This window comes from Arthrobacter sp. AB6, from assembly GCF_031844545.1.
Classification (GTDB): domain Bacteria; phylum Actinomycetota; class Actinomycetes; order Actinomycetales; family Micrococcaceae; genus Arthrobacter.
Genome location: NZ_JAUZVL010000001.1, coordinates 1 through 26,229, shown reverse-complemented (window position 1 = coordinate 26,229; position 26,229 = coordinate 1). Strand labels below are relative to the sequence as shown.

General features: G+C 64.7%; 25 protein-coding genes and 1 pseudogene. 17 read left to right on the top strand and 9 right to left on the bottom strand.

What is annotated here, in order from left to right:
• Positions 1-12 precede the first annotated feature (12 nt).
• Positions 13-1,002, bottom strand: coding sequence for a GDP-mannose 4,6-dehydratase (locus Q9R30_RS00130; protein ID WP_104998826.1), 990 nt, complete (start codon positions 1,000-1,002; stop codon positions 13-15).
• A 151-nt stretch (positions 1,003-1,153) separates the two neighbouring features.
• Here Q9R30_RS00130 and galE point away from each other — a divergent pair, with 151 nt between their 5' ends.
• The 5 genes and pseudogenes from galE to Q9R30_RS00105 all read left to right on the top strand — a co-directional run bounded on the left by galE (position 1,154) and on the right by Q9R30_RS00105 (position 6,745).
• Entirely contained in the window at positions 1,154-2,173 is a 1,020-nt protein-coding gene (gene galE / locus Q9R30_RS00125; RefSeq protein ID WP_311216387.1) for a UDP-glucose 4-epimerase GalE, read from the top strand.
• Positions 2,131-3,339, top strand: a complete 1,209-nt coding sequence (locus tag Q9R30_RS00120; protein WP_311216386.1) for an acyltransferase — start codon at positions 2,131-2,133, stop codon at positions 3,337-3,339. Before galE ends, Q9R30_RS00120 begins: the two co-directional genes overlap by 43 nt.
• Before the next feature lie 177 nt (positions 3,340-3,516).
• A pseudogene (locus tag Q9R30_RS00115) lies at positions 3,517-4,383 on the top strand (M23 family metallopeptidase).
• A gap of 367 nt (positions 4,384-4,750) precedes the next feature.
• Positions 4,751-6,325 carry a PAS domain-containing sensor histidine kinase gene (locus Q9R30_RS00110; RefSeq protein ID WP_311216385.1) on the top strand — a complete coding sequence of 525 codons (1,575 nt, stop codon included), beginning with the start codon at positions 4,751-4,753 and terminating at the stop codon, positions 6,323-6,325.
• Positions 6,326-6,364: 39 nt separating this feature from the next.
• Positions 6,365-6,745, top strand: coding sequence for a response regulator (locus tag Q9R30_RS00105; protein WP_311216384.1), 381 nt, complete (start codon positions 6,365-6,367; stop codon positions 6,743-6,745).
• A 20-nt stretch (positions 6,746-6,765) separates the two neighbouring features.
• Here the strand turns inward: Q9R30_RS00105 and Q9R30_RS00100 are convergent, their stop codons facing one another.
• Complete coding sequence (locus tag Q9R30_RS00100; RefSeq protein ID WP_311216383.1) at positions 6,766-6,921, bottom strand: hypothetical protein; 156 nt, start codon at positions 6,919-6,921, stop codon at positions 6,766-6,768.
• Between the two features lie 732 nt (positions 6,922-7,653).
• On the opposite strand from Q9R30_RS00100, the gene Q9R30_RS00095 reads away from it, so the two are divergent.
• The 9 genes from Q9R30_RS00095 (at position 7,654) to Q9R30_RS00055 (ending at position 15,869) form a co-directional block, all read left to right on the top strand.
• Complete coding sequence (locus Q9R30_RS00095; protein ID WP_311216382.1) at positions 7,654-7,818, top strand: hypothetical protein; 165 nt, start codon at positions 7,654-7,656, stop codon at positions 7,816-7,818.
• 212 nt (positions 7,819-8,030) lie between these two features.
• Positions 8,031-8,264, top strand: a complete 234-nt coding sequence (locus Q9R30_RS00090) for a hypothetical protein (protein ID WP_311216381.1) — start codon at positions 8,031-8,033, stop codon at positions 8,262-8,264.
• Between the two features lie 264 nt (positions 8,265-8,528).
• The gene (locus Q9R30_RS00085) at positions 8,529-9,002 is read left to right on the top strand and encodes an ATP-binding protein (protein WP_311216380.1); all 474 of its coding nucleotides are present in this window, start codon (positions 8,529-8,531) and stop codon (positions 9,000-9,002) included.
• Positions 9,003-9,236: 234 nt separating this feature from the next.
• Positions 9,237-10,334 carry a M23 family metallopeptidase gene (locus Q9R30_RS00080; RefSeq protein WP_311216379.1) on the top strand — a complete coding sequence of 366 codons (1,098 nt, stop codon included), beginning with the start codon at positions 9,237-9,239 and terminating at the stop codon, positions 10,332-10,334.
• A 232-nt stretch (positions 10,335-10,566) separates the two neighbouring features.
• Positions 10,567-11,877, top strand: a complete 1,311-nt coding sequence (locus Q9R30_RS00075) for an EAL domain-containing protein (RefSeq protein WP_311216378.1) — start codon at positions 10,567-10,569, stop codon at positions 11,875-11,877.
• A gap of 525 nt (positions 11,878-12,402) precedes the next feature.
• Positions 12,403-13,629, top strand: coding sequence for a MinD/ParA family protein (locus Q9R30_RS00070; protein WP_311216377.1), 1,227 nt, complete (start codon positions 12,403-12,405; stop codon positions 13,627-13,629).
• A 205-nt stretch (positions 13,630-13,834) separates the two neighbouring features.
• Complete coding sequence (locus Q9R30_RS00065) at positions 13,835-14,047, top strand: hypothetical protein (protein ID WP_311216376.1); 213 nt, start codon at positions 13,835-13,837, stop codon at positions 14,045-14,047.
• A 509-nt stretch (positions 14,048-14,556) separates the two neighbouring features.
• Entirely contained in the window at positions 14,557-15,303 is a 747-nt protein-coding gene (locus Q9R30_RS00060; RefSeq protein ID WP_311216375.1) for an EAL domain-containing protein, read from the top strand.
• Positions 15,304-15,413: 110 nt separating this feature from the next.
• Positions 15,414-15,869 carry an Hpt domain-containing protein gene (locus Q9R30_RS00055; RefSeq protein WP_311216374.1) on the top strand — a complete coding sequence of 152 codons (456 nt, stop codon included), beginning with the start codon at positions 15,414-15,416 and terminating at the stop codon, positions 15,867-15,869.
• A 289-nt stretch (positions 15,870-16,158) separates the two neighbouring features.
• Here Q9R30_RS00055 and Q9R30_RS00050 read toward each other — a convergent pair whose 3' ends face one another.
• The 7 genes from Q9R30_RS00050 to Q9R30_RS00020 form a co-directional block, all read right to left on the bottom strand.
• Positions 16,159-16,401 carry a hypothetical protein gene (locus tag Q9R30_RS00050; protein ID WP_311216373.1) on the bottom strand — a complete coding sequence of 81 codons (243 nt, stop codon included), beginning with the start codon at positions 16,399-16,401 and terminating at the stop codon, positions 16,159-16,161.
• A gap of 75 nt (positions 16,402-16,476) precedes the next feature.
• On the bottom strand, positions 16,477-18,603 hold the full coding sequence (locus Q9R30_RS00045; protein WP_311216372.1) for an OmpL47-type beta-barrel domain-containing protein: 2,127 nt from the start codon (positions 18,601-18,603) through the stop codon (positions 16,477-16,479).
• Positions 18,600-19,106, bottom strand: coding sequence for a hypothetical protein (locus tag Q9R30_RS00040; protein WP_104998815.1), 507 nt, complete (start codon positions 19,104-19,106; stop codon positions 18,600-18,602). The genes Q9R30_RS00045 and Q9R30_RS00040 overlap by 4 nt, the downstream gene beginning before the upstream one ends.
• A 1-nt stretch (position 19,107) precedes the next feature.
• On the bottom strand, positions 19,108-20,202 hold the full coding sequence (locus Q9R30_RS00035; protein ID WP_311216371.1) for a hypothetical protein: 1,095 nt from the start codon (positions 20,200-20,202) through the stop codon (positions 19,108-19,110).
• Between the two features lie 123 nt (positions 20,203-20,325).
• A complete protein-coding gene (locus tag Q9R30_RS00030) occupies positions 20,326-20,781 on the bottom strand; it encodes a hypothetical protein (RefSeq protein ID WP_311216370.1) in 456 nt (151 codons plus the stop codon).
• Between the two features lie 321 nt (positions 20,782-21,102).
• Positions 21,103-21,567: an Lrp/AsnC family transcriptional regulator gene (locus tag Q9R30_RS00025; protein ID WP_311216537.1), complete on the bottom strand. Its 465-nt coding sequence runs from the start codon at positions 21,565-21,567 to the stop codon at positions 21,103-21,105.
• A gap of 124 nt (positions 21,568-21,691) precedes the next feature.
• Positions 21,692-21,922 (bottom strand): hypothetical protein, encoded by a 231-nt coding sequence (locus Q9R30_RS00020; protein WP_311216369.1) that lies wholly within the window; start codon positions 21,920-21,922, stop codon positions 21,692-21,694.
• Positions 21,923-22,308: 386 nt separating this feature from the next.
• Here Q9R30_RS00020 and Q9R30_RS00015 point away from each other — a divergent pair, with 386 nt between their 5' ends.
• From Q9R30_RS00015 to Q9R30_RS00005, 3 genes are read left to right on the top strand one after another with little or no spacing between them, the layout of a single operon-like run.
• On the top strand, positions 22,309-23,571 hold the full coding sequence (locus Q9R30_RS00015) for a thiamine pyrophosphate-dependent dehydrogenase E1 component subunit alpha (RefSeq protein ID WP_311216368.1): 1,263 nt from the start codon (positions 22,309-22,311) through the stop codon (positions 23,569-23,571).
• Positions 23,568-24,680 carry an alpha-ketoacid dehydrogenase subunit beta gene (locus Q9R30_RS00010; RefSeq protein WP_311216367.1) on the top strand — a complete coding sequence of 371 codons (1,113 nt, stop codon included), beginning with the start codon at positions 23,568-23,570 and terminating at the stop codon, positions 24,678-24,680. The genes Q9R30_RS00015 and Q9R30_RS00010 overlap by 4 nt, the downstream gene beginning before the upstream one ends.
• Positions 24,681-24,682: 2 nt before the next feature.
• Positions 24,683-26,188, top strand: coding sequence for a dihydrolipoamide acetyltransferase family protein (locus Q9R30_RS00005; RefSeq protein ID WP_311216366.1), 1,506 nt, complete (start codon positions 24,683-24,685; stop codon positions 26,186-26,188).
• Positions 26,189-26,229: the final 41 nt, after the last annotated feature.

Here is a 26,229-nt window from a genome sequence, read left to right as displayed (position 1 = left end):
CCGTTTCCCGGCTTAGACCAGGTGTTTCTGGTTGGCCAGGTCGTGTTCCACCATCATCGAGACCAGGCTCCTGAAATCCACCTGCGGCTTCCAGCCCAATGCGGCATGGGCTTTACTGGCGTCGCCGACTAGCGATTCCACTTCGGCCGGACGGATCAACGCCGAATCTTGCGTTACGTAGCCTGACCAGTCGGAAATTCCGACGGCGGCAAAAGCCACATCAAGCAGGTCACGGATGGAGCGGGACTCGCCCGTCGCAATGACGTAGTCATCCGGTTCGGGCTGCTGGAGCATCCGCCACATGGCCTCCACATAGTCGCCGGCAAACCCCCAGTCCCTTCGGGCGTCCAGGTTTCCCAAGGCCAATGTTTCCTGCAGGCCGAGTTTGATCCGTACAACTGCCAAGGTGACCTTGCGGGTGACGAACTCCGGTCCACGCCGGGGAGATTCGTGGTTGAACAGAATGCCGCTGGAAGCATGCATTCCATACGATTCGCGGTAATTGATGGTCATATGGTGGCCGTAGGCCTTGGCCACGCCATAGGGGGAGCGGGGCCAAAGCAGCGTCCGCTCGGTCTGCGGCACCTCCTGGGCCTTGCCGTACATCTCGGACGAAGACGCCTGATAGAAGCGGACTTTTCCAATGTCGCTCCCGGCGTAAAGCCTGGTTGCTTCGAGCATGTTCAAGACACCCAAGGCAGTCACGTCACTGGTTAAGGCGGCGTTCTCCCACGAGTACCCGACGAAGGAAATGGCGCCCAAGTTGTACACTTCGTGCGGCCCGGCAATGCTCAGGACACGGATGAGGCTCGAGACGTCAGTCAAGTCTCCGGTCAATACCTTGACCTCCGGGATGATCCGGTGAAGAAGCTCACGTTTTGGGTTGCTCTGCCCGCGGACCAGGCCAAAGACAATATAGCCTTTGCTGAGCAGAAGTTCGGCAAGGTAGAGCCCGTCCTGACCCGTTATGCCAGTAATGAGTGCCCGTCTCGGGGAATCCATTCCTTGCAGATCCATTGATTTTGCTCCCCAGCCCAACTTGGAATTCATGGTCTCTGTTCCCTCGTTCACTCTACGCGCTGTCGGCGGCGGAGAATCAAAAACTAAAGCAGTTGGCGTTTCAAATCCGCGATCTGCGCATAGAGTGAAACGTATGAAGGTACTGGTCACTGGGGGTGCCGGCTACATCGGATCGCACACCTCGCTTTGTTTGCTTGAAGCAGGACACGAAGTTGTTGTTATTGACAATCTGTCAAATTCGCAAGTCATATCTCTTCGGCGCGTGCAACAGCTTGCGGGACGCAATATCGACTTTCGCGAAGTTGATTTGCTGGACGAACGAGCAGTGGAAGCCGTTGTTGCGCGCTCCGGAGCTGACGCCGTCATACACTTCGCCGGACTGAAAGCTGTCGGCGAGTCAGTGGCAAAACCGCTGATGTACTACCAGAACAACATCGTTGGAACCCTGAATCTGTTGCATGCCATGGACAACGAAGGCGTGCGGACACTCGTCTTCAGCTCCTCCGCCACTGTGTACGGAGCCTCCGAGGAAGTCCCCCTGACGGAAAAAACGCCCCTGGATGCCACTAATCCCTATGGCAGGACGAAAGAGCAGATTGAAGACATCCTGTCGGACCTCAGCTCAGCCGACCCCCGTTGGAGCATCGCCGTCCTGCGCTACTTCAACCCGGTAGGGGCTCACCAATCAGGCCTGATCGGCGAAGACCCTCGGGGCGTTCCCAACAACCTGCTACCTTTTGTCGCGCAGGTTGCAGTAGGCCGGCGCGATAAGGTGCTCGTCTACGGCAATGACTATCCGACGCCGGATGGCACGGGAGTGCGCGATTACATCCACGTCATGGATTTGGCAGCCGGCCACGTAGCCGCTTTGGACTTCCTGAAGTCGAGGACAGGGACGTTTCAATGGAACCTGGGCACCGGCCGGGGATCCTCCGTGCTTGAGGTTATCCGCGCCTTCGCCGACGCGGCCGGACGTGAAATACCCTATGAGTTTGTTGCCCGCCGCCCTGGGGATACGGCTGTCAGCTATGCGGACCCTTCCTCCGCCCTTGCGGATCTGGGATGGTCGGCCCGAAGGGACCTCGCCAGCATGTGTGAGGACCACTGGAGATGGCAGAGGACGAATCCCTTCGGCTACAGGGAACCGAGTTGAGCAGTTCGGCAAGCCGCGGAGAGCCCGACCGCAGCTCCCGACACTTAGGCGGGAGATTTCTTGGCCTTGACGGCCTGCGTGGCATCGCTGCACTGATCGTGGTCTTCACGCACTGTGGACTAATCTTCCAGGCTTGGGCAGGAGGGCCTCGTCCCTCGGACATGAACCAGGCGGAGCCATGGGCGAAGGCGATTCAACATTCGCCTTTGCATGTAACTCATGCCGGCGGCGAAGCGGTCTTCGTCTTCTTTATCCTTTCGGGCTTCGTCTTGGTACTCCCCTTTCTTCGCGGGCACCGCCCCACTTGGGTGGGCTACTTTCCAAAGAGGCTGCTTCGGATTTATCTACCGATCGTGGGATCGGTTCTGCTGGTAGCACTGACCATGATTTTGGTCCCCCGGGTCGCTTCTCCTCAGCAAACTTGGTGGGTGAACTCCCATGACGGTGGCGTAAGCCCCTTCGGTCTCGTCCGCGAGGCACTTGTTTTGCTCGGAACAGGCAGATACAACTCGGTGCTGTGGAGCCTCAAGTGGGAGATTCTTTTCTCACTGATGCTTCCTGCCTATGTCCTGGCTGTGAGGTTGTTCGGGCGCTTTTGGCTGGCGGGAACCGGCGCGATGATCTTGCTCAGTGCTGCGGGATTTTCCCTCGACAATGCCTATCTTGAATATTTGCCCATGTTTGGAATTGGCGCTTTTCTCGCGGCAGGCAAGGACCAGATCTTGATCCTTGCAGAGCGGCGCCCGATAGGAGATGCGTCAATGATGGGCGCAGCAGTGATTCTCTCCATGCTCTGGTCTACAGCATGGCTCCCTCTTCCGAGACTTTTTCTGCTTGTGGCTTGCACGGCACTAGTCGTGGCGTTCATGGTCTGGAGCCCGGCTCTTCAGCTGTCACGCGGAAGGGTCATTTCCTGGCTTGGTACCAGATCATTCAGCCTTTACTTGGTCCACGAGCCGATCGTCGTGTCAACAGCACTGATATTCCCTGGGAATCCGTGGTTTGGCCTGATCGTCGCCTGGCCACTCCTTCTGCTCCTCACGGAAGTCTTCTTCCGCTTCCTTGAGGATCCCAGCCGCCGCCTGGCTAACCGCGTTGGAATGGGCGCAACCGGCCTGATAAGCCGGGGCTGGACGGCCCTCCCCGAAAGCATGCGAAGGAAGTAGCAGTCAGGCGGTTTCTACGGGGAGAACCAATTGGCAAAACATCTGGCACGGTCCGCTGTCCGGCGCACCTCCCGGAGACAGCGTGTGGCTATCCGCCTGGCTGTGAGCGCGGGCACCGCCGCCCTTGTGTGTGCTGTCGGATTCCAAGCTGTGGGATCGGTTCCTGACAGAGGCCAGATGGCTGCCGACGGCCCCGGTCAAGGCCTTACAAAGGTAGCTGCCACCTCGGCGAGCAGCGAGCCCGTCCCAAGCGCCGTCGTCGTCTCGGCCCCGGCAGATGCCCTTCTGTCGTACAGCCGCTCGGTGGTCCTCACCGGAACGACAAAACCAACCGGGTCACTTCACGCGGCCTCAGCGGAACTGCGGCGGCCCGCGCCCGGCACGCTGACGGCACCGCTCGAAGATCTGACGCCGAGCTCACCCTACGGGCTGCGGACCAGCCCGATCACCGGAGCAGCGGGAGAGTTCCACTGGGGCCTCGACTTCTCCGCTCCCTGCGGAACGCACGTCTTCTCAGCTGATGCCGGCGTAGTGCGGGCCGTAGGCTGGCACCAGTGGGGCGGCGGCAACCGGGTGGAGCTTGATCACGGCAACGGGCTCATCACCACCTATAACCACCTTGAAGGCGTCGGCGTGAAACACGGTTAGTCGGTGCAGGCGGGCGAACTCATTGCCAAGGTCGGAACCACAGGTGCGTCCACTGGCTGCCACCTCCACTTCGAAACGGACTTGAACGGCGACCACACCGATCCTGCGCGTTGGGCACTTCAGCCGCTGACCCTCGCGGAGCGCCCGGCTGACACCACCATGACTGATTTCCGCGATTCGGCGGCAACGCCTTCGGCTTGGGCGGTTTCGACTGTGCAGATCCGGAGCCACAGCCATACAGCGGACGACGACGGGCACGCACCGGGGAAAGCAAGGCTGAGGTTTCGTCTTCCACCCCGTCTCGGCCCCCTGCTGTCGCCCCTGCTGTCACCCCTGCGCCTTCCCCTTCGCCTGAGAAGACTGCGGCGTCAGCCCCCGTTCGCACCCAGAAAATGACGCAGGTGCCCGTCAAGGAACAGGACACCGAACCAACCGCTGTTCCGGTCACGGGTCAGACAACAGCACCGTCCGTGGCCTGAGGGTGTTTCAGCCTCCCGGTAACTCCAAGCACCGTGGGTAGACTCTAGGCCAAGGCAGACGCAACTGCTTGCCAAAGGTATGGAGAAACATTGTCGGAATGGTTCGAAGTCGGCGCGGACAGCTTTCCGCTGGTCACTCAAGGTTCATTGCTGAACACTGGCCGTATTAGTGGACCCGAGCGGGCCGTGTGGTCATGAACGTCTCGCGAGCACCTGTGAGCGATGGCCTTGCCTGGTTACCGGCGCACAGGTTTTTTTATGAGCTCTCCCCCCGGGCGCGGGTGGTGCTGAGCCAGTTGCCGCTCACGGTGACAATGGTCCTGGTGGCGGGCATAGTGCTGGTCTTTCATCCCGCACTGCTGCTGGATCCGGTTTTTAAGGCCGGGCTGGTGCTCCATGCGGTGATGTTCAGCCTGGCCTTGGCCGTCCCGTGGCAGCGGTTCCCTCCGGCGGCTTCGCTGGCCGTCCCCGTCCTGGACTTTATTCCGGTCGGCCTGATCCGGGAATCAGGCGTGGAAACCGTTCCCGCACTCGGGGCCATGGCTGTCCTTCCGGTGGTCTGGTTGACCAGCTCGCAGCTGTACCCGCGGTTTGGCCTGGTAATGAGTTTCCTCGGCCCGCTGCTGGCGGTCTGGGTCCCGCTGCTTCTCCGTGGCTCTGCCGCCGGAGAAGAGTACGGCGTGGTGGTGCTGTTGCCGGTTCTGATGTTTGCCACGGGCTTCGCCGTCCATACCCTGAGCGCCAGCAGGGACCACCAGCAGCGCACCCTGGAGGAGGCGCGGGGCCAGCTGCAGGCGGCGCTGGACAGCTCGGCACGCAAAGAACGGCTCATCAACACTGTCGTTGACGCAGTTGGCGTCGGCGTCCTGGCCCTGGACGCCGGAGGCAGCAGCACCCTCAGAAACCAGCAGCAGAAGCGCAACTACGCACTTGCATATCCTTCTCCGGCTCCCGGCCGGGAGCCGGAGGTGCACGTCTATGGCCGCGGGGGAAAGGAACTGCTCGTTCCCGAGATGCGGCCGGAGCGCCGGGCGGCCAGGGGAGAGGACTTTTCCGACTACCTGGTCTGGATCGGCGAAAACGGCAAGCAGCGGGTATTTTCGACGTCCGCCAGGGCAATCCGCGACGATGGCAGGTTCGACGGGTCGGTGGTGACCTTCACCGACGTCACCGCCCTGATAGAGGCCATGACCGCCAAGGACGCGTTCCTTTCCAACGTCACCCACGAACTGCGCGCCCCGTTGACGTCGATTCTGGGGTACACCGAGGTGCTGGCTGCCAGGGAAGACCTGCCGGGGGACGCCGGCGCCATGCTGCAGGTCATCCAGCGGAACGGTCAACGGCTGCAGAGACTGGTTACGGATTTGCTCACAGCAGCATCGGGCTCGGTGGATGTGCGTCCGGAGCCGGCGGACCTGGCCGAAATCATCGGGTTCAGCCTGGCCACGGCGGTGCCGCTGGCCGGCGCTGCGGGCGTGAACCTGGTCAACGAATCAGACCCCCAGGTGCCGGCCCTGATAGATACGACACGAATGGGCCAGGTTCTGGACAACCTGCTCTCCAACGCCATCAAGTACTCGCCCGACGGTGGGAATGTGACGGTGCGTGCCGGCGCCACCAAAGAGGGTGTGTTCTGTTCGGTCACCGATACCGGGATCGGAATGAAGCAGGAGGACCTGAGGGAGCTCTTCACCAAGTTTTTCCGGTCCGAGACCGCACGGAAATCCGGGATCCCGGGAATAGGCCTGGGGTTGGCAATCACGAAAACCATCGTGGAAAACCACGGCGGCAGCATCACGTGCACCAGCAAACCCGGCAACGGATCAACATTCACGCTGACTCTGCCTGCCATCCACTGATTCCAGGGGCTACGGTTGGATAAAAGGGGGTCGGTGTCCATGGGGAAGATAGCCGTTGTCATTGATGACGACCATGACGTCCGGAGTCTCATCGAGGGAATCCTCGTCAGCACCGGCATGAGAGTGTATGCTGCCGAGTCGGGTGCGACGGGCGTGGAGGCCGTCCGGCGGCATGGGCCGGACATCATCGTCCTCGACTTCGGCTTGCCGGACTTCAACGGGGTGGAAGCCGCCCGGCGTATCCGGGGCTTCAGCAGCGCGCCGATCCTGATGCTTACCGGTCACGAGGACCTTGCCGACACCCCATTCGGTGCCGGCATCCATGACCTGATGGCCAAACCATTCAGCCCTCGGGAACTGCGTCTGCGGGTGGAGAAGCTGCTCTCCAGCGACGAACAAACCAGCATGCAACCGGACTGACTGTGCTCCAGCGTCAGGTGTCAGGCGCTCTGCCCGACTCCCCGGGAAGCATAGCTGATCGAGATGCAGCCATCGGCGTCGTCGTCTGAGGAGATATAAGCTGTGAAGTCGGCCAGTGACATGAAGCAATAGAAATCGCTGTAGCGGTAGTTTGATTTTTCTGCCCTGGTTGCCACTTTGATTACCTTCATTCTCGTTGTAGGGATATTTTTTGCCTTCTGACTCAATGATGGGTGGCTTCGATCAAGGTTCCCGATGGTTACCTGCACAGTTCTCATAGGACTGGGACAAAGTTCGCGCAGGAAGCGTAGGGTTCCGCGGGCCTCCCGCCCAGCGGACAGCGCCGGACACCATCACCTCTGGCCTTGGTGCGCCTGCTGCGGAAGCCGGACCGCCGCCGTCGGCTGCTCCGGCTGAACCTCCCCCTTTCCGCGTGTCCGGCCAACGGTTGCCGACAGTATTGCGGAGAACCCGATGCCGATCTCGTCAGCTCGCCCGGTTTGTTCGTGAAGGAACAAAAGCCGCGGCCCGTGGGTGGGTTCGGCGGTGCCCTTTACGGCCTGACCGGCGGGGCCGGCACTGGGTCCCAGTGCCAAGCAGCGCGAGGAGGGGACGCCCTTGCGCCATCGACGCCACCCCGGACTCCGGGGACCTGGTGGAACGCGCCCTAGGGAGGGTATTTTTACCAGCAGTCCAGTCCGCGGACCATCACGGACCTGCTGGAGAATATCGAGTCCGTCGACTCGCTCACGGCGGGCCCGGAACATGCACCATGCCGGCAGGCTGCACCTGATCGCGGGAGAGCAGGACTCCGAAGTCTCGGACTCGCTCTCGGCTGCCGAGTACCTGCGGATCCGCAAGTCATCTCCAGCTACTCCTCGGTGGCGCTCGCTGACTGCGGTACCGGCGTGACCCAGAATGCGATGAGCGGGATCCTGCAGTCTGCAGACAACCTGGTGACGGCCGCAGACTACGCCGTGAGCGGTGCCAAGCGTGCGCGCAGCACGCTGGACTGGCTGACCAGCCACGGGTACGGGGACCTGGCCGGAACGCCATTGTGCGGACAAAGATGAAGTCTCCTCCCGGGTGGACCTGGTCACTCTGGACGTGCTCAAGCCCGAGGCTCGCCGTGCCTACAAGGAAATCGCGGCCATTGTGGACGGGTACCGGCAGAGTCACGGCCTGCACCGATCTTGATCAAACCCTCGCCGCACCTGCGGCCAATGCTGAGCCTCCGGGCGTAGCTTGGGCGGATCAGGGCAGGACATCAGAAGGGGTGGCGGGAATGACTATCACCGAATACGCCGCGGCACTGGGCGGCATGCTGGCACAACTCGCGGGCATGGGGATCCTGGCCGCAGGACTGATCAAGGCAAAAGCCCGCCATTTAGGTACTCCGGCGGAGGCGGTTTGCCGCAGAGTGGATACAGGCGGCGCACGCAAAATAGTGGGTTACGGAGCATCCAAGTCTTTGAAGACCAGGAACGTCCGGGTATTCCACTCCGGGCATGAACTGTAGCTGATCGAAGATGACGTGGATGCAGGTCGATGTTGTCCACGGCGGGGAACAGAAGCTCACGGGCTCGAGCATGTGAGGGCCTCGCCGCCGTCCTATGGGCTGGCGGCGGGGCTGCTTGCCTAAACCTGCTGCAAATCTTTACTCAGGCTGCGGATAATTGCCGGACTCCTTGAGGATGGCGGGCCACTCTTGTTCCAGGGGCTTACCGGCCGGGTATGGCACCCACACAAGAGACCGCAAGCATGCAGGGAAGCAGGGAAAATCGTGAGCCACGCAATAGCACTGGATGGGGACAGAACCCAAGACGCAACCGTCGATGAACTCATCGCTGCGTTCCGCACGTGGGGACTGGCCGGCAGTATTGACAGGCTGACCGTGCCGCTCCGCCGGCAAGGTGTTTGTGTACGGATGGAAACTCCCCACCACGGCCTCGAGATTCCGGCGGCCTGCGCTATCCTGCTCTACCGCGCCGGGCAGGAAATCCTCACCAATGCGTTCAGGCACTCCAATGCAACCGAAGTGACCGTCCGGCTCGAGGCCGTCTACCACGGCATCCGCCTGACCATCACTGACGACGGCATTGGCTTCAGCCCGGAAAGCCAGGCCGAGGCTTCCCGGAACCACCGATACGGGGTGTGCCTGATGACGATGGCCGTCAACGAAGCGCACGGCTTCGTGAGCGTTGACTCTGCTCCGGGCAGGGGAACCAAGGTCTCCGTCACCATTCCCCTGGATTAGATTTCAGTCCCCGGCCTTGGACACGATAGGCAGCGGTCCTGGCCGCTGCGGGGCGGGCGCCTATTACTGAGTTTTCTGTGAAGACCGGCCCAGTTTGGCAAGCCCTGCCTGAGGGTTTGCATAGGTTATTCACAGATGCGGCTTTATGCCTCGAATCGCCTTGTCCTCCGTGTTCCCATAGTTACTACGCCCGCCAATCACATCAACAGGCGGCTCTTCACGGGGGAATCCATTTTGGCAAAACATCTGGCGCGGGCTGCTGCCCGCCGCGGCCGGCAGCACCGGCGGCATGCCGCCCGGCTAGCCATCAGCGGGGGTACAGGCGTGCTGGCCGTGCTCGTTATGGGGCTGCAGGCAAACGGCTCGGTTCCTGCTGCTGAACATGCGCCCGGGCACACTTCCGGCGGTTTTGCAGCTACAGCCGGCCAGGGCTTAGCAGCGGGGACGGGGGTTGCGCAGGCAGCCGGCTCAACCCTGGACGCTGTCTCGGCCCCGGCCGATGCTTCGCTGACCTACAGCCGCTCCACCGTCCTTACCGAGGCGAAGAAGGAGAACGGGAAACTCAGTGCCGCCTCAACCGCCTCGCAGCGCCCAGCGGCCGGAACGCTGATGGCACCGCTGGAGGCACTTCTCCCCAGTTCGCCTTTCGGACTCCGGACGAGTCCCATCACCGGAAGAGCGGGGGAATTCCACTGGGGCCTCGATTTCGCCGCATCCTGCGGCACGCGCGTCCACTCGGCGGATGCCGGCGTGGTGCGGGCCGTGGGCTGGCATCAGTGGGGCGGCGGCAACCGGGTTGAAGTGGATCATGGCAACGGGCTGATCACCACCTACAACCACCTCGAAGGCATAGGTGTCCGGACGGGACAGTCCGTCCAGGCCGGCGACGTTATCGCCAAGGTCGGAACCACCGGTGCGTCAACGGGCTGCCATCTCCATTTCGAAACGGTCTTGAACGGCAGCCACACCGACCCTGCTAAATGGACACTGGTGCCGCTGCATTCTCCCGATCCCAAGGCCGATATCACGATGGCCGACTACCGGAGCGCCGACAGAACGAAACCTGCGCCGGCATGGGTAGTCTCCGTTGAACAGAGCCGTAGCCATGAATCGGCTGGCCACGGCCACAGCCACGGTCCCGCGGAAGCCGGACCGGCGGCCGTGACGTCTTCGCCCCGAGTCGACGCCTCGGCGCCATCGGCACTTGCACCCGTCCCGACGACGTCGCCCACTGTGGCGCCCGCCCCCACAGCTACGGCGTCCCCGGCGGCGACGTCTTCCGCCACCGCGACGGCGGCCACCCCTTCGCCGACGATCACCATGGCACCGTAGGTGAACTCACGTTGTTTTCCCTGTATTTGCCTACCTTTTCAAGGATTTCCACAGATTAGTCCAAAGATGGGACTTACCCTGATGCGGCCCTGTTAGCCTACCTTTGGCCGCGGCCGGTCACGATGACCGGACTAAAACGCGGGGTGCAATGGGGGAACAGTGCATGGCCAAGTACGGAAAAACGACAATTCGGTCATTTCTCGGCAGTCACCTGCTGCTTTGCGTCCTAAGCGTGCAGGCCGCATTTGCCCTGGCCATGGCCGCAGGTTGGCGCTCCTTGGCCCACAGCTTTCCGCAGTCATCGGCAGGGCCCGTTCTGGCGTGCGCAACTGCCGGAGGGTTGATCCTCGTTGCCGGGTTCACTGCCGCGCGGGGCGTCCGTGCCCAGGTCCGGGAGCGCGACCGTAGCAGCGCTGTTTCCAACCTCATGGAAACGGTCTCCGACACGAGCAGCGAATGGGTGTGGGCCGTGGACAGCCAGGAGAATTTCAGCTACTCAAGCGGGGCCAGCACCGCACTCCTTGGGTATGAACCTGGCGAACTGATCGGCAGGCCGCTCAGCACGGTCATCGGTCCGGACGAACTCGCCGGAGCGCGGCAGGCTGTGGCAGACGCCCGCGGCAATCACGGTTCGGGCTGGAAAGGGGTCCGCGTTTCCTACCGCCACCGCGATGGCACATCCGTGTGGATGGAAGTATCCGGCAGGGCAAGGCCCGCCGGGAAGGGGGCCCGCCCCCGCTATGAGGGAACCAGCCGGCCGTTGTCCGCCCAGGCCGTGCAACCGCTCATCGAAGGGCGCCTCCGGGAACGTATCGAGAGCACTGTCCGGGACGGAACGATCCTTACAGCCTTCCAACCCATTTACGAACTTGGCACCGGAAACATGATCGGAGTGGAAGCGCTCACCCGGTTCCCCAGTGATGACGGCAGAAGCCCGGAGCACTGGTTCAGCGATGCCGCCAGCGTTGGACTCGCGGGGCACCTTGAATTTGCGGCCCTGGAGGCTGCCCTGGTTAGGACCGCGAAGCTCCCCGAACACCTCTATGTGGCGCTGAACCTCTCACCCGATACATGCCTCGATCCCCGATTGCCGGTGCTGCTGGAGGGGTCCGGTCTGGCCGCGCACCGGATAGTTCTGGAGCTGACAGAAAGGCTGCCAGTGGCTGAGTACACGCCGCTGCTGTCCGCGCTGGCACCCCTGCGGCGCCGGGGCCTGAAGATTGCCGTGGACGACGCCGGCTCCGGCTTTTCATCAATGCGCCACATCCTCCGGCTCCGGCCCGACATCATTAAACTCGACCGCAGCCTCGTTGCGGGGCTTGACAGCGACCATGCCCAGCGCGCGCTCGGTGCGGCCCTGGTCACATTTGCCCAGGAAATCGGGGCCCAGATCGTGGCAGAAGGTATTGAGACCCTGGCCGAACTGGCTACCGTTACCAGGCTGGGGATGACATCGGCGCAAGGTTACTTCCTGGGCCGTCCCAGCCTCCATCCCGGCGAATGGGAGACCTGGAAGGAAGCCCGCATCAGCGGCGCCGCGTGAGAGTTACCCGCCAAGCGATCGGTCCTCCACGAACGGCGCAGCCCCAAGCAACGAGGATTGACAGGTTTGTCAATTCTCGCGTCGCGAGGGTAGCGTCCTTCCTAGCTTGACTTGGGAATACTGCCATCGATGGAGGTTTGCATGATGCTGGACTGCTACGCCTTAGCGCTGCCCCGAGGAAACCGCCGCTAGCCATGCCCTACGTTGACATCAACCCCCACAAAAACCGTCCAAGGTGGCAGGGCTACGCTGTCCTGGCCGTTCTCCTAATATTGACCGCAGCCGTAGTTGCCGCCGCACTGGCCCACCGCTGAGTCCGGGCTGACACTCGAAAGCATCGTAGACTTACAGTTTGAACCAGAGTGCTGCTGAACTTCTTGCCGAACGTCCTGGGGGATAAACATGTCCGATCCGGCGGATCAGAATGCGCGCGCCAATGCAGAAGATGCAGGGCAGCCGCCACTGCGCCGACGCCGCGACCTCCGTCGCGCCGACGGCGGGCCGGCGGATGTCCGGACAGGAACCATGCCAGCCGTACCGCCCGTCCCGTCCAGCCCGCCTGAGGCCGGAGTGCCGCTGACACGCCGGACCTCGTGGGCAGAAGCTGCCGCGGCCGCCGATGCCGCGCAGCCGGTCTCTGCCGTCCCGGCTCCCACCCGGCCACCTGCAGCCGCCCTGACGGCCGTGCAGGATACCCTCACCTCCGACCCTGGTGCCGCTGCTGGGGAAGGCGCACCGCCGCCGCCGTCGGCCGCCCCTGCTGAAGCTCCCGCCTTCCGCCGCGTCCGGCCTACCGTTGCGGACAGCATTGCTGAGAGCCCAATGCCGGACTTCATCAGCTCGCCCGGGTTGTTCGTAAAGGAGCAGAAGCCGCGTCCCGTAGGCGGCCTCCGCGGAGCGATCTACAGCATGACCGGCGGCGCCTGGAACCTGGGCCCCAGTGCCAAGCAGCGCGAGGAGGACGAACTGGCCCTCCGCATCTCGCGACAGCTGCAGGGCAGTTACAACACCGCTGTGCTCAGCCTCAAGGGCGGCATCGGCAAGACCTCCACTACCGTGGGCGTGGGCCTGACGCTTGCCGAATTCCGCGGGGACGCACCCTGCGCCATCGATGCGAACCCCGACTCCGGTGACCTGGTGGAACGGGCACTGGGTGAGGGAATTTACCAGCAGTCCAGCCCGCGCACCATCACGGACCTCCTGAAAAACATCGACTCCATCGACTCGCTGACAGCCCTGGCCCGGTACATGCACCACGCCGGCCGGCTGCACCTGATCGCGGGGGAGCAGGACCCCGAGGTCTCAGATTCACTCACGGCGGCTGAGTACCTGCGGATCCGCAGACTCATTTCCAGCTACTACTCCGTGGCGCTGACCGACTGCGGCACGGGCGTGACGCACAACGCCATGAGCGGGATCCTGCAGTCTGCGGACAACCTGGTGATTGCCGCAGGCTATGCAGTGAGCGGTGCCAAACGTGCCCGCAGCACCCTTCACTGGCTGGCCAGCCACGGCTACGAGGAGCTGGCCCGGAACGCCGTCGTCGTTATTACGGACAAGGACGCGGTCTCCTCCCGGGTGGACAAGGACGCCATCGAGGAACACCTGGCCGGGATCTGCCGCGAGCTCATCGCGGTTCCGCACGACCGCGGCGTGGCTGACGGCGACCTCGTCACCCTCGATGTCCTGAAACCTGAGACCCGGCGTGCCTACAAGGAGATCGCCGCTGCAATCGTGGACGGGTACCGGTAGAACGTTTCCCTCTCACTGCCCGCCGCATTGACCGGTTTTGGCAGCACGCGCAGGCAAGTAGGGAGATAGGTGCTACAGGTACCCGGCGGGGGAAACTCAGGTACCGCCTACTGGTGCCCCAGCCAGGATGCAGGGCTAATTTCGGCCCATGGGTGGATGCGAGGACGACGGGCGGGCAGATCGTCGCACGGGGGTTTCTTTACCGGTGGCAATGTTTGGCTTCAGGGACGGCACGGCGTGGGTGGCGGACGATGTGTTCGTCACCCGCGACCTTCGTGGCGACGTGCTGGTGGAGCGATGGGATGGACGAGGGGTGCGGTCCGCAGTGGTCCGCAGGAACAGCGAAGGCTTCATGAGGGCCATGTGGATCAAGCTCAATGAGATCGCCGTGGATGGGATCCCGGAATCGGCGCTCTAGAAAGACTGAACTTCTTGCCCCAAGAACAGCGCATTTACGGGCGGGTCGGTTGTACTCTTTGTTCAGGTGGAGGTTGCACGCTGTGCTGATTCAGTGATGCGGCCAAGACCCGGTGCCGGGCTCAGCCGGTGCCTGGGGACAAAAAGGAATAGCCAATGTCAAGGGACGAGCCTTCGTTTCCAGCAGGCATCGGTGCAGAGGACATACCGGGTCCGGGGGGACCCGCAGTGCCGCCTTCGACGGCGGAAGATACCACTCTGCGCGGGCAGGTGCTGGAGCTGATCAATGACGTGTTGTCTGATCCCGATCCCGGCGGGACATGGGCCAGGCAGCAGCTCCAGGACCGACTGGCTGCCCATCCGGACAATCCTGAACGAGCGTTTCTGGAACATCTGATCGGGACGCGCAAGCCGGAAGCCGGGCAGCATACTCTACCTGCACCCAGCGGGCCCGACTCGCGGGCTACGCCTGGGGGTCTCCCGGATGCGCCGCGATCACGCGGTGCCGGAATGACCAAGAGGATCAAATCGGTCCTGGGCAGCAGGCTGTTGCTCACGGCGTTCCAGCCGATACACGAGTTGCCGGAAGGAAGAACCGTGGGGTTTGAAGCGCTCACGCGCTTCGTCACCAGTGACGGAGCCGACGCCGAAACCTGGTTCAGGGAAGCCGAAGCCGTAGGACTCGGCACCGAATTGGAGTTGGCGGCGCTCTTGTGCGCCGTGTCCGCGGCTCGAACGGTCCCTTCCCATCTTTTTGTCGCATTCAACCTTAGCCCCGCAGCGTGCACGGAAGCCCGGGTTCGAGACGTGCTCCAGGGCTCCGGCTTGGCGATGGACAAGATCGTCATTGAACTGCGGGGCCGGGCAGACGACGCGCGGTTGGACAGCGTCATCCAATCGATGGAACCGCTACGTCAACAGGGCTTGCGGCTAGCGGTGGATGGCTCCGGCCCGGGCTTCATGCCTGCCGATAGGATTCTTAGCCTTCGGCCGGACATCATCAAGCTTGACCGTACGTTTATTGACGGAATCGTGGCGGGCCGCGACCACGATGAGCCCGCCGTCATAGGGCTTGCCCGCGAGATCGGGGCGGTCCTGGCAGGTGAAGGAATCGAAACTGAGGCCGAGCTGGCAGCGGTCATTGACGCTGGCCTGACGTCCGGCCAGGGCTACTTGCTTGGCCGGCCGTCGGTGCACCCGCTGAACTGGTCCTCCTGGGTCATACAGCCAGTGGCAGCGGCCTCGGTGGATCCGTAGGGTTCCGGTGCGCCGGCTATTGCGTCCGTGCGCTCAAGGCTGCACTAAGGTTTGCGCAGGATACTCCGAAGAACGGGTCTTTGAGGCTCCACAGGACTTAGCCTCAAGACATGGTCATTTCAGCACAGCAAGCAGCGCCGTCCGGCGGTGACGAACCCGACGGGCGTGGAGTTCCCCCGTCCGGGCCCGAAGGGACGGGCGACGGTCAGAACCTGCCCTTAGTGGACACGGGAGTCCTGCAGGATCTGGAAGACCAGCTGGGGCGAGCCGATCTGGCAACAAATTTTGTGAAGGACTACGCGGCGTTGTGGGATCAGCGGGAGGCCCGGCTGGCTGTATCACTCGCTGATGAGGATTGTGATGCAGCCCTTGATGCTGTCATCAGCCTGAGGGTGTCCTCCGCGATGGTGGGCGCCCGTCGTCTGGCAGGCCTGGCCCAGACATTGGAGTGGGCCGTGCGTAAAGGCGACCTGAGCCGCGGGTGTTCGGTCTTGGGCCAGATTTCACTCCATGGCAGGGCCACGGTCACTGAACTCGAAATCGACTATCTCCGCCAGAGAGCATAGATATGTCAACATCTGAGACCTACCCCGTATCCAGCTCCTCAAACAAAAAATGTCTGGGTATCCAGCACCCCAGGCATGGACTGCAGCCTCTGAGCACTCGGGCGTAGCTTGGGCCCATCAAGGTAGGCCTGCAGGGGGAGGGGCAACGGAAATGACTATCACTGAATACGCCGTGGCACTGGGCGGCATGCTGGCATCACTCGCAGGTATGGGGCTCCTGGCCTCAGGACTGATCAAGGCAAAAGCCCGCCACTAGGTGCTCCCGCGAAGGCGGTGCGGCCACTCGCGCTCAGTGACGCGGCCCCGACAGCTTATCTGCGCGCGCCTCGTGCAGTTCTGCCGCCTTACGGATGAAGTCACAGTCGCTGGGAGAGAGGGCTGTTTCACCGTGCCGGTCCTGCTCGAACCGGACTCCGGTGGCCGTCGCCATAGCTGCCGCGACGGACCGGGGAAGGATCCTGAACCCGGGATTGTCGACCAGCCACTGCCGCGTTCCTGGCTCCAGCTGGTCCCATAACTTGGCAATATCCATTTACAAAACCCCTCTCTTAGCCCACGTCCCCTGCCGGATCCACTGCACCCGGCGACCCCAGCTGCCGCACGCCGTCTAGAAGCCGCTGGCGGCAGCGGCAGTGAAGCTGCCGGTTCCGAGCGGGTTGCCTGCCAGGTCCGTGAGGTTCGGCGCCGGAGTGTACGTGGGCGTGCCTGCCACCACCGACGTGTTCACTGCTCCCTGGCCGTTGGGCGCGTTGCCCAGTTTGATGGTCAAGGTCCTGGCAGTGGAGTCCCACGTAAGGGTGGATGCGGTGCCGTTGGCTCCGAAGACGGCAGCATTCGTGCCCACATAGTTCCCGCCCAGGAGAATGGCTCCGATGTTCGGGGCGGTGCAGGTGCTGCCCGTGAAGCTGATGGTGTCGTTCGCGGCGTTGGAGCCGTTGGCCACCGTGGCGGTGCCGTTAATACTGGCCCCGTTCCAGCCCGGGCAGAACTTTGCCGGATCCATCGGCTCGGAATACGTGATGGTCACAGTGTCGCCCTTGTCGGCCTTTCCTTGGCCCTGGTTACCGCCGCCGTGTGCCAGGGCCACGCCTGTAACTGTAGGTGCCACCGTGTCCTTGCCGGTGGTGCCGGAAGCGGCAGCCGTTGTGCTGTTGCCGGCTGCGTCGCTGGTGGATGCCGTGTACGTCAGGGTGCCGTCCCTGAGTGAGGACAGGTCCAGCGTTGCGGACCAGGAGGTGCCGGAGGGCGTGGCCTGTGTGGGCGGCACGCTGTTGAGCATGGAATCCCTGACGGTCACGGTAACCACCGTGCCAGCCTCGGTGGTGCCGTTGACGGTGGCACCGGTTGCGGTGCTGCTGTTGACGTACATCGGGGCTGTGATGGTCAGGGCCGGCGCCACGGTGTCCTTTACGTCTGACGCAAAGGCGGGAGCGCCTGTGTTCCCCGCAGGATCTGTAACGGTGACCGTGTAGGTCACGGTTCCCTGGTTCAGGGGCCTCAGGTCCAGGTTCAGGGACCATCCGCCGCCGGGGCTTGAGGCGGTGGCCGTGTTGGTGACGGTCTGGCCGCTGCTGTCCCTGGCGGCTACGGTTACAGTCCCGCCTGCTTCAGCGGTGCCGGAGACAGGGACAGCAGCGGCGTTTGCGATGTTGACGTAGGCCGGAACAACAAGGGCCTGCGCCGGCGCCGGGGCCACGGTGTCCTTGGTGCTTGTGGCGGCCGTGATGGTGCCCGTGTTGCCGGCGGCGTCCGTTGCGGCGGCCGTGAAGGTGACTGTTCCCTGGGCCAGGCCGGACAGGTCGGGGCTGGCGGACCAGGACCCGGTGCCGGAGGCGGTGGCAGCAACCGTCACTGATTGCGCACCATCGCCGGCAGTCAGGGTGATTTCGGCTCCCGCCTCGGATGTGCCTGTCACCGGCACGGCGGCGGCGTTGGCGGAGCTTACATAGGCTGGGACGGTCAGTCCCGGCGCAGCCGGCGCGGTGGTGTCGATCCGCACCGTGTAGCTCTGCGCCGCTCCCGAGTTGCCCAACGCGTCGGTGGCGAAGTAAGTGATTGTGTGGGTGCCGTCGCCGCTGACCGGAACGGTGGCGGTGGCGGCGCTCTCTGTCTGCTCCGCGCCGCCGTCGACCGCGTACGTAATGGAGGCGACGCCGGAGCCGGCAGCGCCGTCGTCGGCCGTGATGGTCACGGTGACGGGGCTGGTGCTGTTCCATCCTGCGGCGTTGGGCGCGGGCGATACCGCCGAAACGGTCGCCGCAGGGGCGATGGCATCGCTGCTGACGCCGTCGCTGCGCGGGCTCTCCGCGCCGGTCCAGAGGGCGATGGTTGGGGTGACTGTGTAGTACCAGATGCCGGCGGGGACATCCTGCTCGGTGCAGGTGAGCGTGGCGACGGTGCCGGCACAGCCGCCGGTGGCCGGTGTTCCCGTTCCGCCGGTGGCAGCCGAATACCTGGTGACGGCATACCCGGTGGCTGCCTGCCCGTTGACCGTGGTTCCGGCCGCCCAGGTGACGGACAAGGACGCGCCGTTGGCCGCAACGGCGGGTTGGGCGCCGGGCGATAACGTGTCCGCGGCCGCGGCCGCGTTGCTGCTGGTGGTGGAGGAGGCCCAGAAGGCGAAGGCCGCGGTGCCCGTGCCGAGCAGGAGCAGCAGCGCCGCGGCAACCCACGCCGGCCGCTTTGAGGGGGCGCGGTGAAGGCCGGGCAGCCTCTTCCGGATGGCGGCGGTCATTTGCGCACCTCCGCCGTGACGGGGAGGTGGAAGGTGGCGCCCTGGCAGGCCGCGAGTGAGGTGGTGTCCATGGCAGCCGTTCCGGGAAGGGTGAGCAGTGTAGAAGAGTTCGCCGCAACGTAGGTTGCCGGGGACAGCGGCGCGGCGGTTCCGGTGAAGGTGACCCCGGTGGTGGTGCACCCGGGGTGGGCGGCGTCCGCGGTGGCCTGGCCGCCGGCGGTGACGCTGTAGACCTGGACCGCGTACGGATTGGGGTTGGTGATCCGGAGGACGACGTCGGCAGTACCGCCCGGGACAAGTGTCGCCTGCGGGCCGTCCCCGGCCACGAGTGCGTCCACCGTCACGGCCTGCATCGTAGCGGCGGCGGCCGAACCGGACCCGGTGCCGGCGGCGCCGGTCCAGAAGGCGTAGGCGGTTCCGGCGCATGCGGCAAACATGATTCCGGTGAGGGCCGCCGCTTTGAGGCCCCGCCCGGCAGGTGCCGTCCTTGCGGTGGTGGTCATCTCAGTTCCCCTGTCCTGATCCTGAGTACGTGAGCTGCAGGGCGGCGCCTTTGCAGCCGTCCTGGTTGGCAGCGGTGTCAAGCATCGCCACCTGTGGCCATGCCGTGGGTGGTATGCGGAGCCCTGAAAGGCTACTGCTGCTGCCTGCGGGAACGGCGAGCGGGTACGGGCCGCTGTACTGCGTGACGGCGAAGTCCGCCGCGGTGCAGGGCAGGTTCCTGGCCGCAGCGTCCTCGCTCCGGGTGACTCCGGCGACGGCGACCGAGATATTGGTCAGGGACAACATTTTGTTGTTGGGGTTGTTGATCTGCAGGTCCAGGCCTGCCGAGGAACCAGGTGACAGGGATCCTGGGACATTTCCGGAGAGGACGAACTGCTTGATGGTGGCGTCCAGGACGAGCTGGACGTTGGCATAGGCGTTCTGGGACCTGCCGGCGGAATCCTTCCCCGTGCCCACCAGGTGCAGGCTGTAGCTTCCTTTCGGGGAAGCGGCTGTGGTTGCAACCTGCAGGGTGGTGGAGTTGCCAGTGGCGGGGTTGGGCGAGAATGAGGCGGTGGCCCCGGCGGGAAGTCCGCCGGGGACGCTGAAGCTGATAGGGCTGGAGAAGTCGTTCCGCGTCAGCTGCAGGGTGTACACCGCGGTTGCGCCCGGCGGAACGGCGACGGAATCCGGGGTGGCGGCCACTGAGAAGGACGTGGAGACCCTGTAGTTAACGGTGAGGCCGGCGCTGACGCTGCCGGAAACCTTGCCGCTGGTGCCCTTGATGGTCAAGGAACTGGTGCCGGCCGGGGCGTTCGGCGCGGTGGTGACGTTGAGGGTGGCCGTTGCCGTGGCCCCGGAGCCCAGCCTCACCGAAGCGGGCGAGAACGTGCCGGCGGCGCCGGAGGGGAGGCCCGCGACGGAGAGGCTGACGGCGCCGCTGAAGCCGCCCGTTGAGGTGAGGGACACAGTGTAAACGGCGCCCTGGCCTTGCTGGACAGACTGGCTGGCAGGGGAGACCTGCGCGGTGATGCCCGGCTTCGGGTTCTGCGGCGCAGCGGAAAGTGTTCCTGCGCCGGCCAGGAGCAGCGCGAGCCCGATCAGTGCCGCCTTCATTGCTTTACGCAAACGCTGCCGCGGCTGTCCCTCTTGGTTGTGCACCCCGTGCCCCTTCCCATGTGGTGCAAATGACGGCGAACCGGGGACGGGGTTTCCACCCGTCCCCGGCCCGCAGGTTTGCTACTGGCTGTCGACGGTCACGGTGATGGTGGCGCCCTTGCAGGCGTCCTGGTTGACGGCCGGGTCGTCGTTGAGGGTGAGGAGTCCGGTGCCCAGGGCGGTGCGGGAGGCGCCCCCGAGGACGGTGGTGGTGCCCGCCGGTACTGTGGCGTCGAACCACGCGGGCAGGCAGCCGGCGACGTTGGTGGTGACTACGGGGTCCACCAGAGTCACCGGGGTGCTGCTGGTGTTCGGGTTGTCAGCGGTGTAGGTGATGGTCTGGGGGTCACCGGGGGCGACGTCCGGGTCCACGGTCACGTTGATGGTGACCGCCTGAGTTCCGTCCGAGGCAGCGGCAGAGCCGCTGCCGGACCCTGTGGTGCTCCAGTAGGCGTAGGCGGCGCCGCCGCCGGCTGCCAGCAGCACTGCTGACGCTGCAACAGCGGCGATCTTGTTCTTCTTGGTCGTTGGGCGCATTGAAAGACTCCTTGTGCGTGCGGTTGGAAAGCCGTTCCCCCATGAGCGGCCCCATGCCGGTGCCTTTCGGTGGATCGATGACCCCATGTTTTCGCCTGCTGCCGGGCGCAACAACACGTACGGGTACCCGAAAATCCACGCACCTGAGCGCTGCACTACTTGGTTTTCGGCGGCACTACTCGGAGGGGCTCAAGTCCTCGCACTGGTGCGCCGGCGCTCAATGACTTGTGAACAAGGGGCAACCGCACCGGAACAAGTAGCGCCACGAAAGCGGTGCGCCCATGCGCCCGGACGCGGCCGGCTCCGGCCATTCTTAGGGAATTACCGCGTGTCCAGATCCTCAAACACCAAAAATGTCTGGGTATCCAGCACCCCGGGCATGGACTGCAGTTGGTCGAAGATGACCCGCCGCAGGTCGATGTTGTCCACCGCGCGGACCAGGAGGATCACGTCGAAGTCGCCGCCCACCAGGGCCACGTGGTGCACCTCGGGGATCACGGCTAGCTGGTCACGCAGTTCGCGCCAGGCGTCCTGCTTCAGCTTCAGGGTCACGTAGGCGGATGAGCGGAGCCCCGCCTTGATGGGGTCCACGAGCGCCGTGAACTTGGACAGCACCCCCTCGCTGGTGAGCCGGCCGATCCGCGTGTAGGCGTGCGCGCGGGAGATATGGACGTTCTCCGCCACCTGGGTGACGGACATGCGGCCGTCCCGGGTCAGCTCGGCGATGATCCTGCGGTCGATCTCATCCAGCGGGACGGGTTCCGTCCCGGCATCCTTGGCTGCCACTTTGCCCACGGCCCCCGTCAGTAATCCGGCTCACACTGCAATTCGTCTTCCAGTGTAGGCAGAATCGGGCAGGATCGTTGCAGTTAGTGGGATGCCGGATGCGAAAACCCGGCCAAGGGCCCGGCTACGGAGACTTGTGGCTATGAGCATCCTGCAGGTGCGCTGCGGTGCGGATGAAATCGCAGTCGCTGGGGGAGAGGACAGTTTCACCGTGCCTGTCCTGTACCAGCTGAGCTCCCGTGGCTTTGGTGATTGCGGCCACCACGGCCCGGGGAAGGATCCTGCACCCGGGATTATCCAGCAGCCACTGCCGCGTTTCCGGCTCAAGCCGGTCCCACAACTTCTCAATGTCCATTACAGCTGCCCCCCACTCTTTGTAATTCCCCTGTGTGTGAAATGCCGCTTTGCCCACAGCGGTTCCGGGGCGGAAGGGGCTGCGCTGTCCCTCCGCGCCCTGCGCACCTTCCGAGTGTGGTCCGCGCGAGTAGGCGAGGTCAAGGGGTAGTTAAAACCGCTTCACCATCACGTGAGCAGTCCAAGAATGAGCGTGGTCACCATACACTCGCATCCCCTGCTGCCAATTCGTCCACGCACCCAGTCAGTAATCTGGCTCACACTTGCAATTCGTCTCCCGCCACAGGCGGAATCGCGCAGCTTCTCCACGATTCTGCGAGGTGCTGGATACGAAACCTGTCCCGGGCGGATACTGGGAAGGAATAGTGGCAACAGAAGGACGGAACAATGACGATCTCCGCAGACCACACCGCGGCGGACCAAACCACCGCGGACCACAGCAGGGCCACCGCCGGGAATGACCTCTCGGAAACGGCCAAGAAGTTCGGCATCAGTGCCGAGGACTACATGCTTCCGGCCCGGCACCAGATCCAGATGGTGGACCCGGACGGCCGGCTCCTGCCGGACAGTGAGCAGGGCACCGAACCCGGCCACGAATACCCCCTGCCCGGCGATGACGAACTGCTGGCAGCGTACGAGCAGCTCGTCGTCGGCCGCCGCGTCAATGACCAGAACTCCGCACTGGTCCGGCAGGGCCGCATGGCCGTGTACCCGTCCAGCCACGGGCAGGAAGCCTGCCAGGTGGCCGCGGCCCTCTGCCTCTCCGACGGCGACTGGATGTTCCCCACCTACCGCGACGCCGTGGCCGTGATGACCCGCGGCGTGGACCCCGTGCAGGTGATGACCATCTTCCGCGGCGACTGGCACAGCGGGTTCAACCCCCTCCAGCACAAGGTGGGCATCCAGTGCACCCCGCTGACCACCCAGCTGCTGCACGCCGTGGGCGTGGCCCACGCCGCCAAGCTCCGCGGCGAGGACACCGTGGTGCTGGCCATGTGCGGCGACGGCGCCACCAGCGAAGGCGACTTCCACGAGGCCCTGAACTTCGCCGCCGTCTTCCACCTGCCCGTCGTCTTCTTCATCCAGAACAACAAGTACGCCATCTCGGTGCCGCTGGCGCACCAGTCCGTGGCGCCGTCGCTCGCGCACAAGGCCGTGGGCTACGGCATGGCCGGCGAACGCGTGGACGGGAACGACGTCGTCGCGCTCCTCGCCGTCCTGGACCGCGCCGTGAAACTCGCCCGCGAAGGCTCCGGCCCCCTGCTGGTGGAAGCCAACACCTACCGCATGCAGGCCCACACCAACGCCGACGACGACACCCGCTACCGCGAAAGCAGCGAGGTTGCGGTGTGGCGGGCCAAGGATCCCGTGAACCGGATGCGCACCTACCTGACGGACCGCGGCCTGCTGGACTCCTCCGTGGAGGCGCGGATCTCCGGGCACGCCGAAGCCGTGGCCACGCAGCTGCGTGAAGGCCTCAGCGAGGACGTCCCCGTGGATCCGCAGGAGCTTTTCCGCCACGTCTTCGAAACGACCACGCCCCAGCTGAAGGAACAGTCCGCCCTGCTCGCCGACGAGCTCGCCCGCGACGCAGCATCATCCCAGAACCCCGCATCTCAGGATTCAGCAGCACAGGAGGCCGGCAAGTGAGCCCCACCATCACCACCTCGTCCGAGGCCAACGGCAACGTTTCTGCTGCAACCGCACGGGCAGCCGCCTCCGCCGCAGCCAGCGCGGAAGCCGCCGGCCCGCAGCCGGTCACCATGGCCAAGGCCCTCAACACTGCCTTGGCCGACGCCATGCACGCAGACCCGTCCGTCCTGGTGTTCGGCGAGGACGTGGGCATGCTCGGCGGGGTCTTCCGCATCACCGACGGCCTCACCGCCACCTTCGGGGAGCAGCGCTGCTTCGACACCCCGCTGGCCGAGTCCGGCATCGTGGGCATGGCCGTGGGCATGGCCATCAACGGGATGCGCCCGGTGATCGAGATGCAGTTCGACGCATTCGCCTACCCGGCGTTCGAGCAGATCGTCAGCCACGTGGCCAAAATGCACAACCGCACCAAGGGTGCCGTGAAGCTGCCCATGGTAATCCGGGTTCCCTACGGCGGCGGCATCGGGGGAGTGGAGCACCACTGCGACTCCTCCGAGTCCTACTACGCCCACACCGCCGGCCTGAAGGTGTTCACCCCGGCCACCGTGGCGGACGGGTACCGGATGCTCCGCGAGGCCATCGACTCGGACGATCCCGTGATGTTCATGGAGCCCAAGAAGCTCTACTGGTCCAAGGACCTGGTGGACCTGGACGAGTTGCGTCGCCTTCACTCGGAAGGCACGGCGGCGGGACGCACCACCGAGGGCCGCGCCGCCGTCGCCCGTCCCGGCACGGACGCAACGCTGATCGCCTACGGGCCGTCCGTCCCCACCGCGCTCGCCGCCGCCGAAGCGGCAGCGCTGGAAGGGCGTTCGCTGGAAGTCATCGACGTGCGGACCATTGTGCCGTTCGACGACGAGACGGTCAGTGCGTCGGTTCGGAAGACCGGCCGGGCCGTGGTGATCGCCGAAGCCCACGGATTCGCGTCCGTGTCCTCGGAGATCGTGGCCCGGGTGCAGGAGCGCTGCTTCCACCACCTGGCCGCCCCCATCCGCCGCGTGACCGGGTTCGACATCCCGTACCCGGCGCCCAAGCTTGAGAAGTACTACCTGCCCGGCGTGGACCGCATCCTCGACGCCGTCGACGACCTTCAGTGGGAGAACTGACCATGAGTGAAACGCGTGTGTTTTTGTTGCCGGACCTGGGCGAGGGCCTCACCGAGGCCGAGCTGGTGTCCTGGCACGTTGCCGTTGGCGACGAGATCTCTGTTGACCAGCCCATTGCCGAGGTGGAGACCGCGAAGTCCACCGTTGAGGTGCCTTCGCCGTACGCCGGGATTGTGGCCGAACTGCACGGGCAGCCGGGCGAAACGCTGGACGTCGGTAAGCCGCTGATCTCGGTGACGCCCGTTGGCGTCGCCGGGGTTGCCGCGGATGATGCCGCCCCCGCCGAGCCTGCCGGGCCGGTGGTTGAACCTGCCGAAACCGAGCTGGGCGAGCCGGTAGCTGAACCCGCCAAAGCCCACCCGGAGGCGGAGGCCTACCGGGAAGAGGAGAAGGCGGGATCCGGCAACGTCCTCATCGGGTATGGCACGCCGGGCGGGCACGGCGTTGCCCGGCGGACGCGCGCGCCCAAGTCATCCGTCGCGGTGGCTGAGCCTGCCGATGCCAAGCCTGCCGAGGACGATCTCTCCCTGCTGCGCACGCGGGTTCCCGGCAGGCTCGGTGCCGTGATTTCGCCGCTGGTCCGGCGCATGGCCCGGGAGCACGGCGTGGACCTCGGCGAGCTCCCCGGCTCCGGCGAGGGCGGGCTGATCATGCGCCGCGATGTGGAGAAAGCCATCCATGCCCCGGTGGCTGAGCCTGCCCAAACCAGGCCCGTTGAAACCAAGCCCGTTGAAACCAGGCCTGCCGCGACTCAGCCTGTCGAAACCGCGGGCGCTCCGGAGGGCGTCGACGCCCGGACCGGGCTGCCCATCGCTTCCCGCACGCCGGTCAAAGGGGTTCGCAAGGCCGTCGCCGCCAACATGGCGCGCAGCCGTTCGGAGATCCCCGAGGCGACAGTCTGGGTGGACGTGGACGCCACTGGCCTGCTGGAGCTTCGCGAAGGGCTCAAGGCCGGCGGGTCCCAGGTCCCGGGCCTGCTCGCCTTCATCGCACGATTTGTCACAGCTGGGCTAAAAAAGTATCCGGAGCTGAACACCCGGATCGAGACTGCGTCCGATGGCTCCCAGGAGATCGTCTCGTTCGACGGCGTCAACCTCGGCATCGCCGCCCAGACCGACCGCGGCCTGGTGGTCCCGTCCGTCCGGGCAGCCGAGAAGCTGACCGCACGCGAACTGGACGCCGAGATCCGCCGGCTCACCGACGTCGCACGACAGGGCAAGGCGACCCCCACGGAGCTCGGCAGCGGCACCTTCACGCTCAACAACTACGGCGTGTTCGGCGTGGACGGCTCCGCGGCGATCATCAACCACCCCGAGGTGGCCATCCTGGGCGTGGGCCGGATCATCGACAAGCCGTGGGTGGTGGACGGCGAGCTCGCGGTCCGCAAGGTCACCGAGCTGACCCTCACGTTCGACCACCGCGTCTGCGACGGCGGCACCGCCGCCGGCTTCCTCCGCTTCGTGGCGGACGCGATCGAAAATCCGACCACCCTCCTCGCCGACATCTAACCCACCCCCGACGCTCTCTCACTTAATGTCGGTTTAATCCC

Excerpts from the sequence above, each read along its gene's own strand:
- Q9R30_RS00090 (WP_311216381.1), top strand. The coding sequence starts at position 8,031 with ATGACTATCACCGAATACGCCGCGGCACTGGGCGGCATGCTGGCACAA.
- Q9R30_RS00040 (WP_104998815.1), bottom strand. The coding sequence starts at position 19,106 with ATGACCACCACCGCAAGGACGGCACCTGCCGGGCGGGGCCTCAAAGCG.
- Q9R30_RS00015 (WP_311216368.1), top strand. The coding sequence starts at position 22,309 with ATGACGATCTCCGCAGACCACACCGCGGCGGACCAAACCACCGCGGAC.
- Q9R30_RS00050 (WP_311216373.1), bottom strand. The coding sequence starts at position 16,401 with ATGGATATTGCCAAGTTATGGGACCAGCTGGAGCCAGGAACGCGGCAG.
- Q9R30_RS00030 (WP_311216370.1), bottom strand. The coding sequence starts at position 20,781 with ATGCGCCCAACGACCAAGAAGAACAAGATCGCCGCTGTTGCAGCGTCA.
- Q9R30_RS00035 (WP_311216371.1), bottom strand. The coding sequence starts at position 20,202 with ATGAAGGCGGCACTGATCGGGCTCGCGCTGCTCCTGGCCGGCGCAGGA.
- Q9R30_RS00060 (WP_311216375.1), top strand. The coding sequence starts at position 14,557 with ATGACCAAGAGGATCAAATCGGTCCTGGGCAGCAGGCTGTTGCTCACG.
- Q9R30_RS00045 (WP_311216372.1), bottom strand. The coding sequence starts at position 18,603 with ATGACCGCCGCCATCCGGAAGAGGCTGCCCGGCCTTCACCGCGCCCCC.
- Q9R30_RS00070 (WP_311216377.1), top strand. The coding sequence starts at position 12,403 with ATGCCAGCCGTACCGCCCGTCCCGTCCAGCCCGCCTGAGGCCGGAGTG.
- galE (WP_311216387.1), top strand. The coding sequence starts at position 1,154 with ATGAAGGTACTGGTCACTGGGGGTGCCGGCTACATCGGATCGCACACC.
- Q9R30_RS00055 (WP_311216374.1), top strand. The coding sequence starts at position 15,414 with ATGGTCATTTCAGCACAGCAAGCAGCGCCGTCCGGCGGTGACGAACCC.
- Q9R30_RS00005 (WP_311216366.1), top strand. The coding sequence starts at position 24,683 with ATGAGTGAAACGCGTGTGTTTTTGTTGCCGGACCTGGGCGAGGGCCTC.
- Q9R30_RS00120 (WP_311216386.1), top strand. The coding sequence starts at position 2,131 with ATGGCAGAGGACGAATCCCTTCGGCTACAGGGAACCGAGTTGAGCAGT.
- Q9R30_RS00105 (WP_311216384.1), top strand. The coding sequence starts at position 6,365 with ATGGGGAAGATAGCCGTTGTCATTGATGACGACCATGACGTCCGGAGT.
- Q9R30_RS00130 (WP_104998826.1), bottom strand. The coding sequence starts at position 1,002 with ATGGATTCCCCGAGACGGGCACTCATTACTGGCATAACGGGTCAGGAC.
- Q9R30_RS00020 (WP_311216369.1), bottom strand. The coding sequence starts at position 21,922 with ATGGACATTGAGAAGTTGTGGGACCGGCTTGAGCCGGAAACGCGGCAG.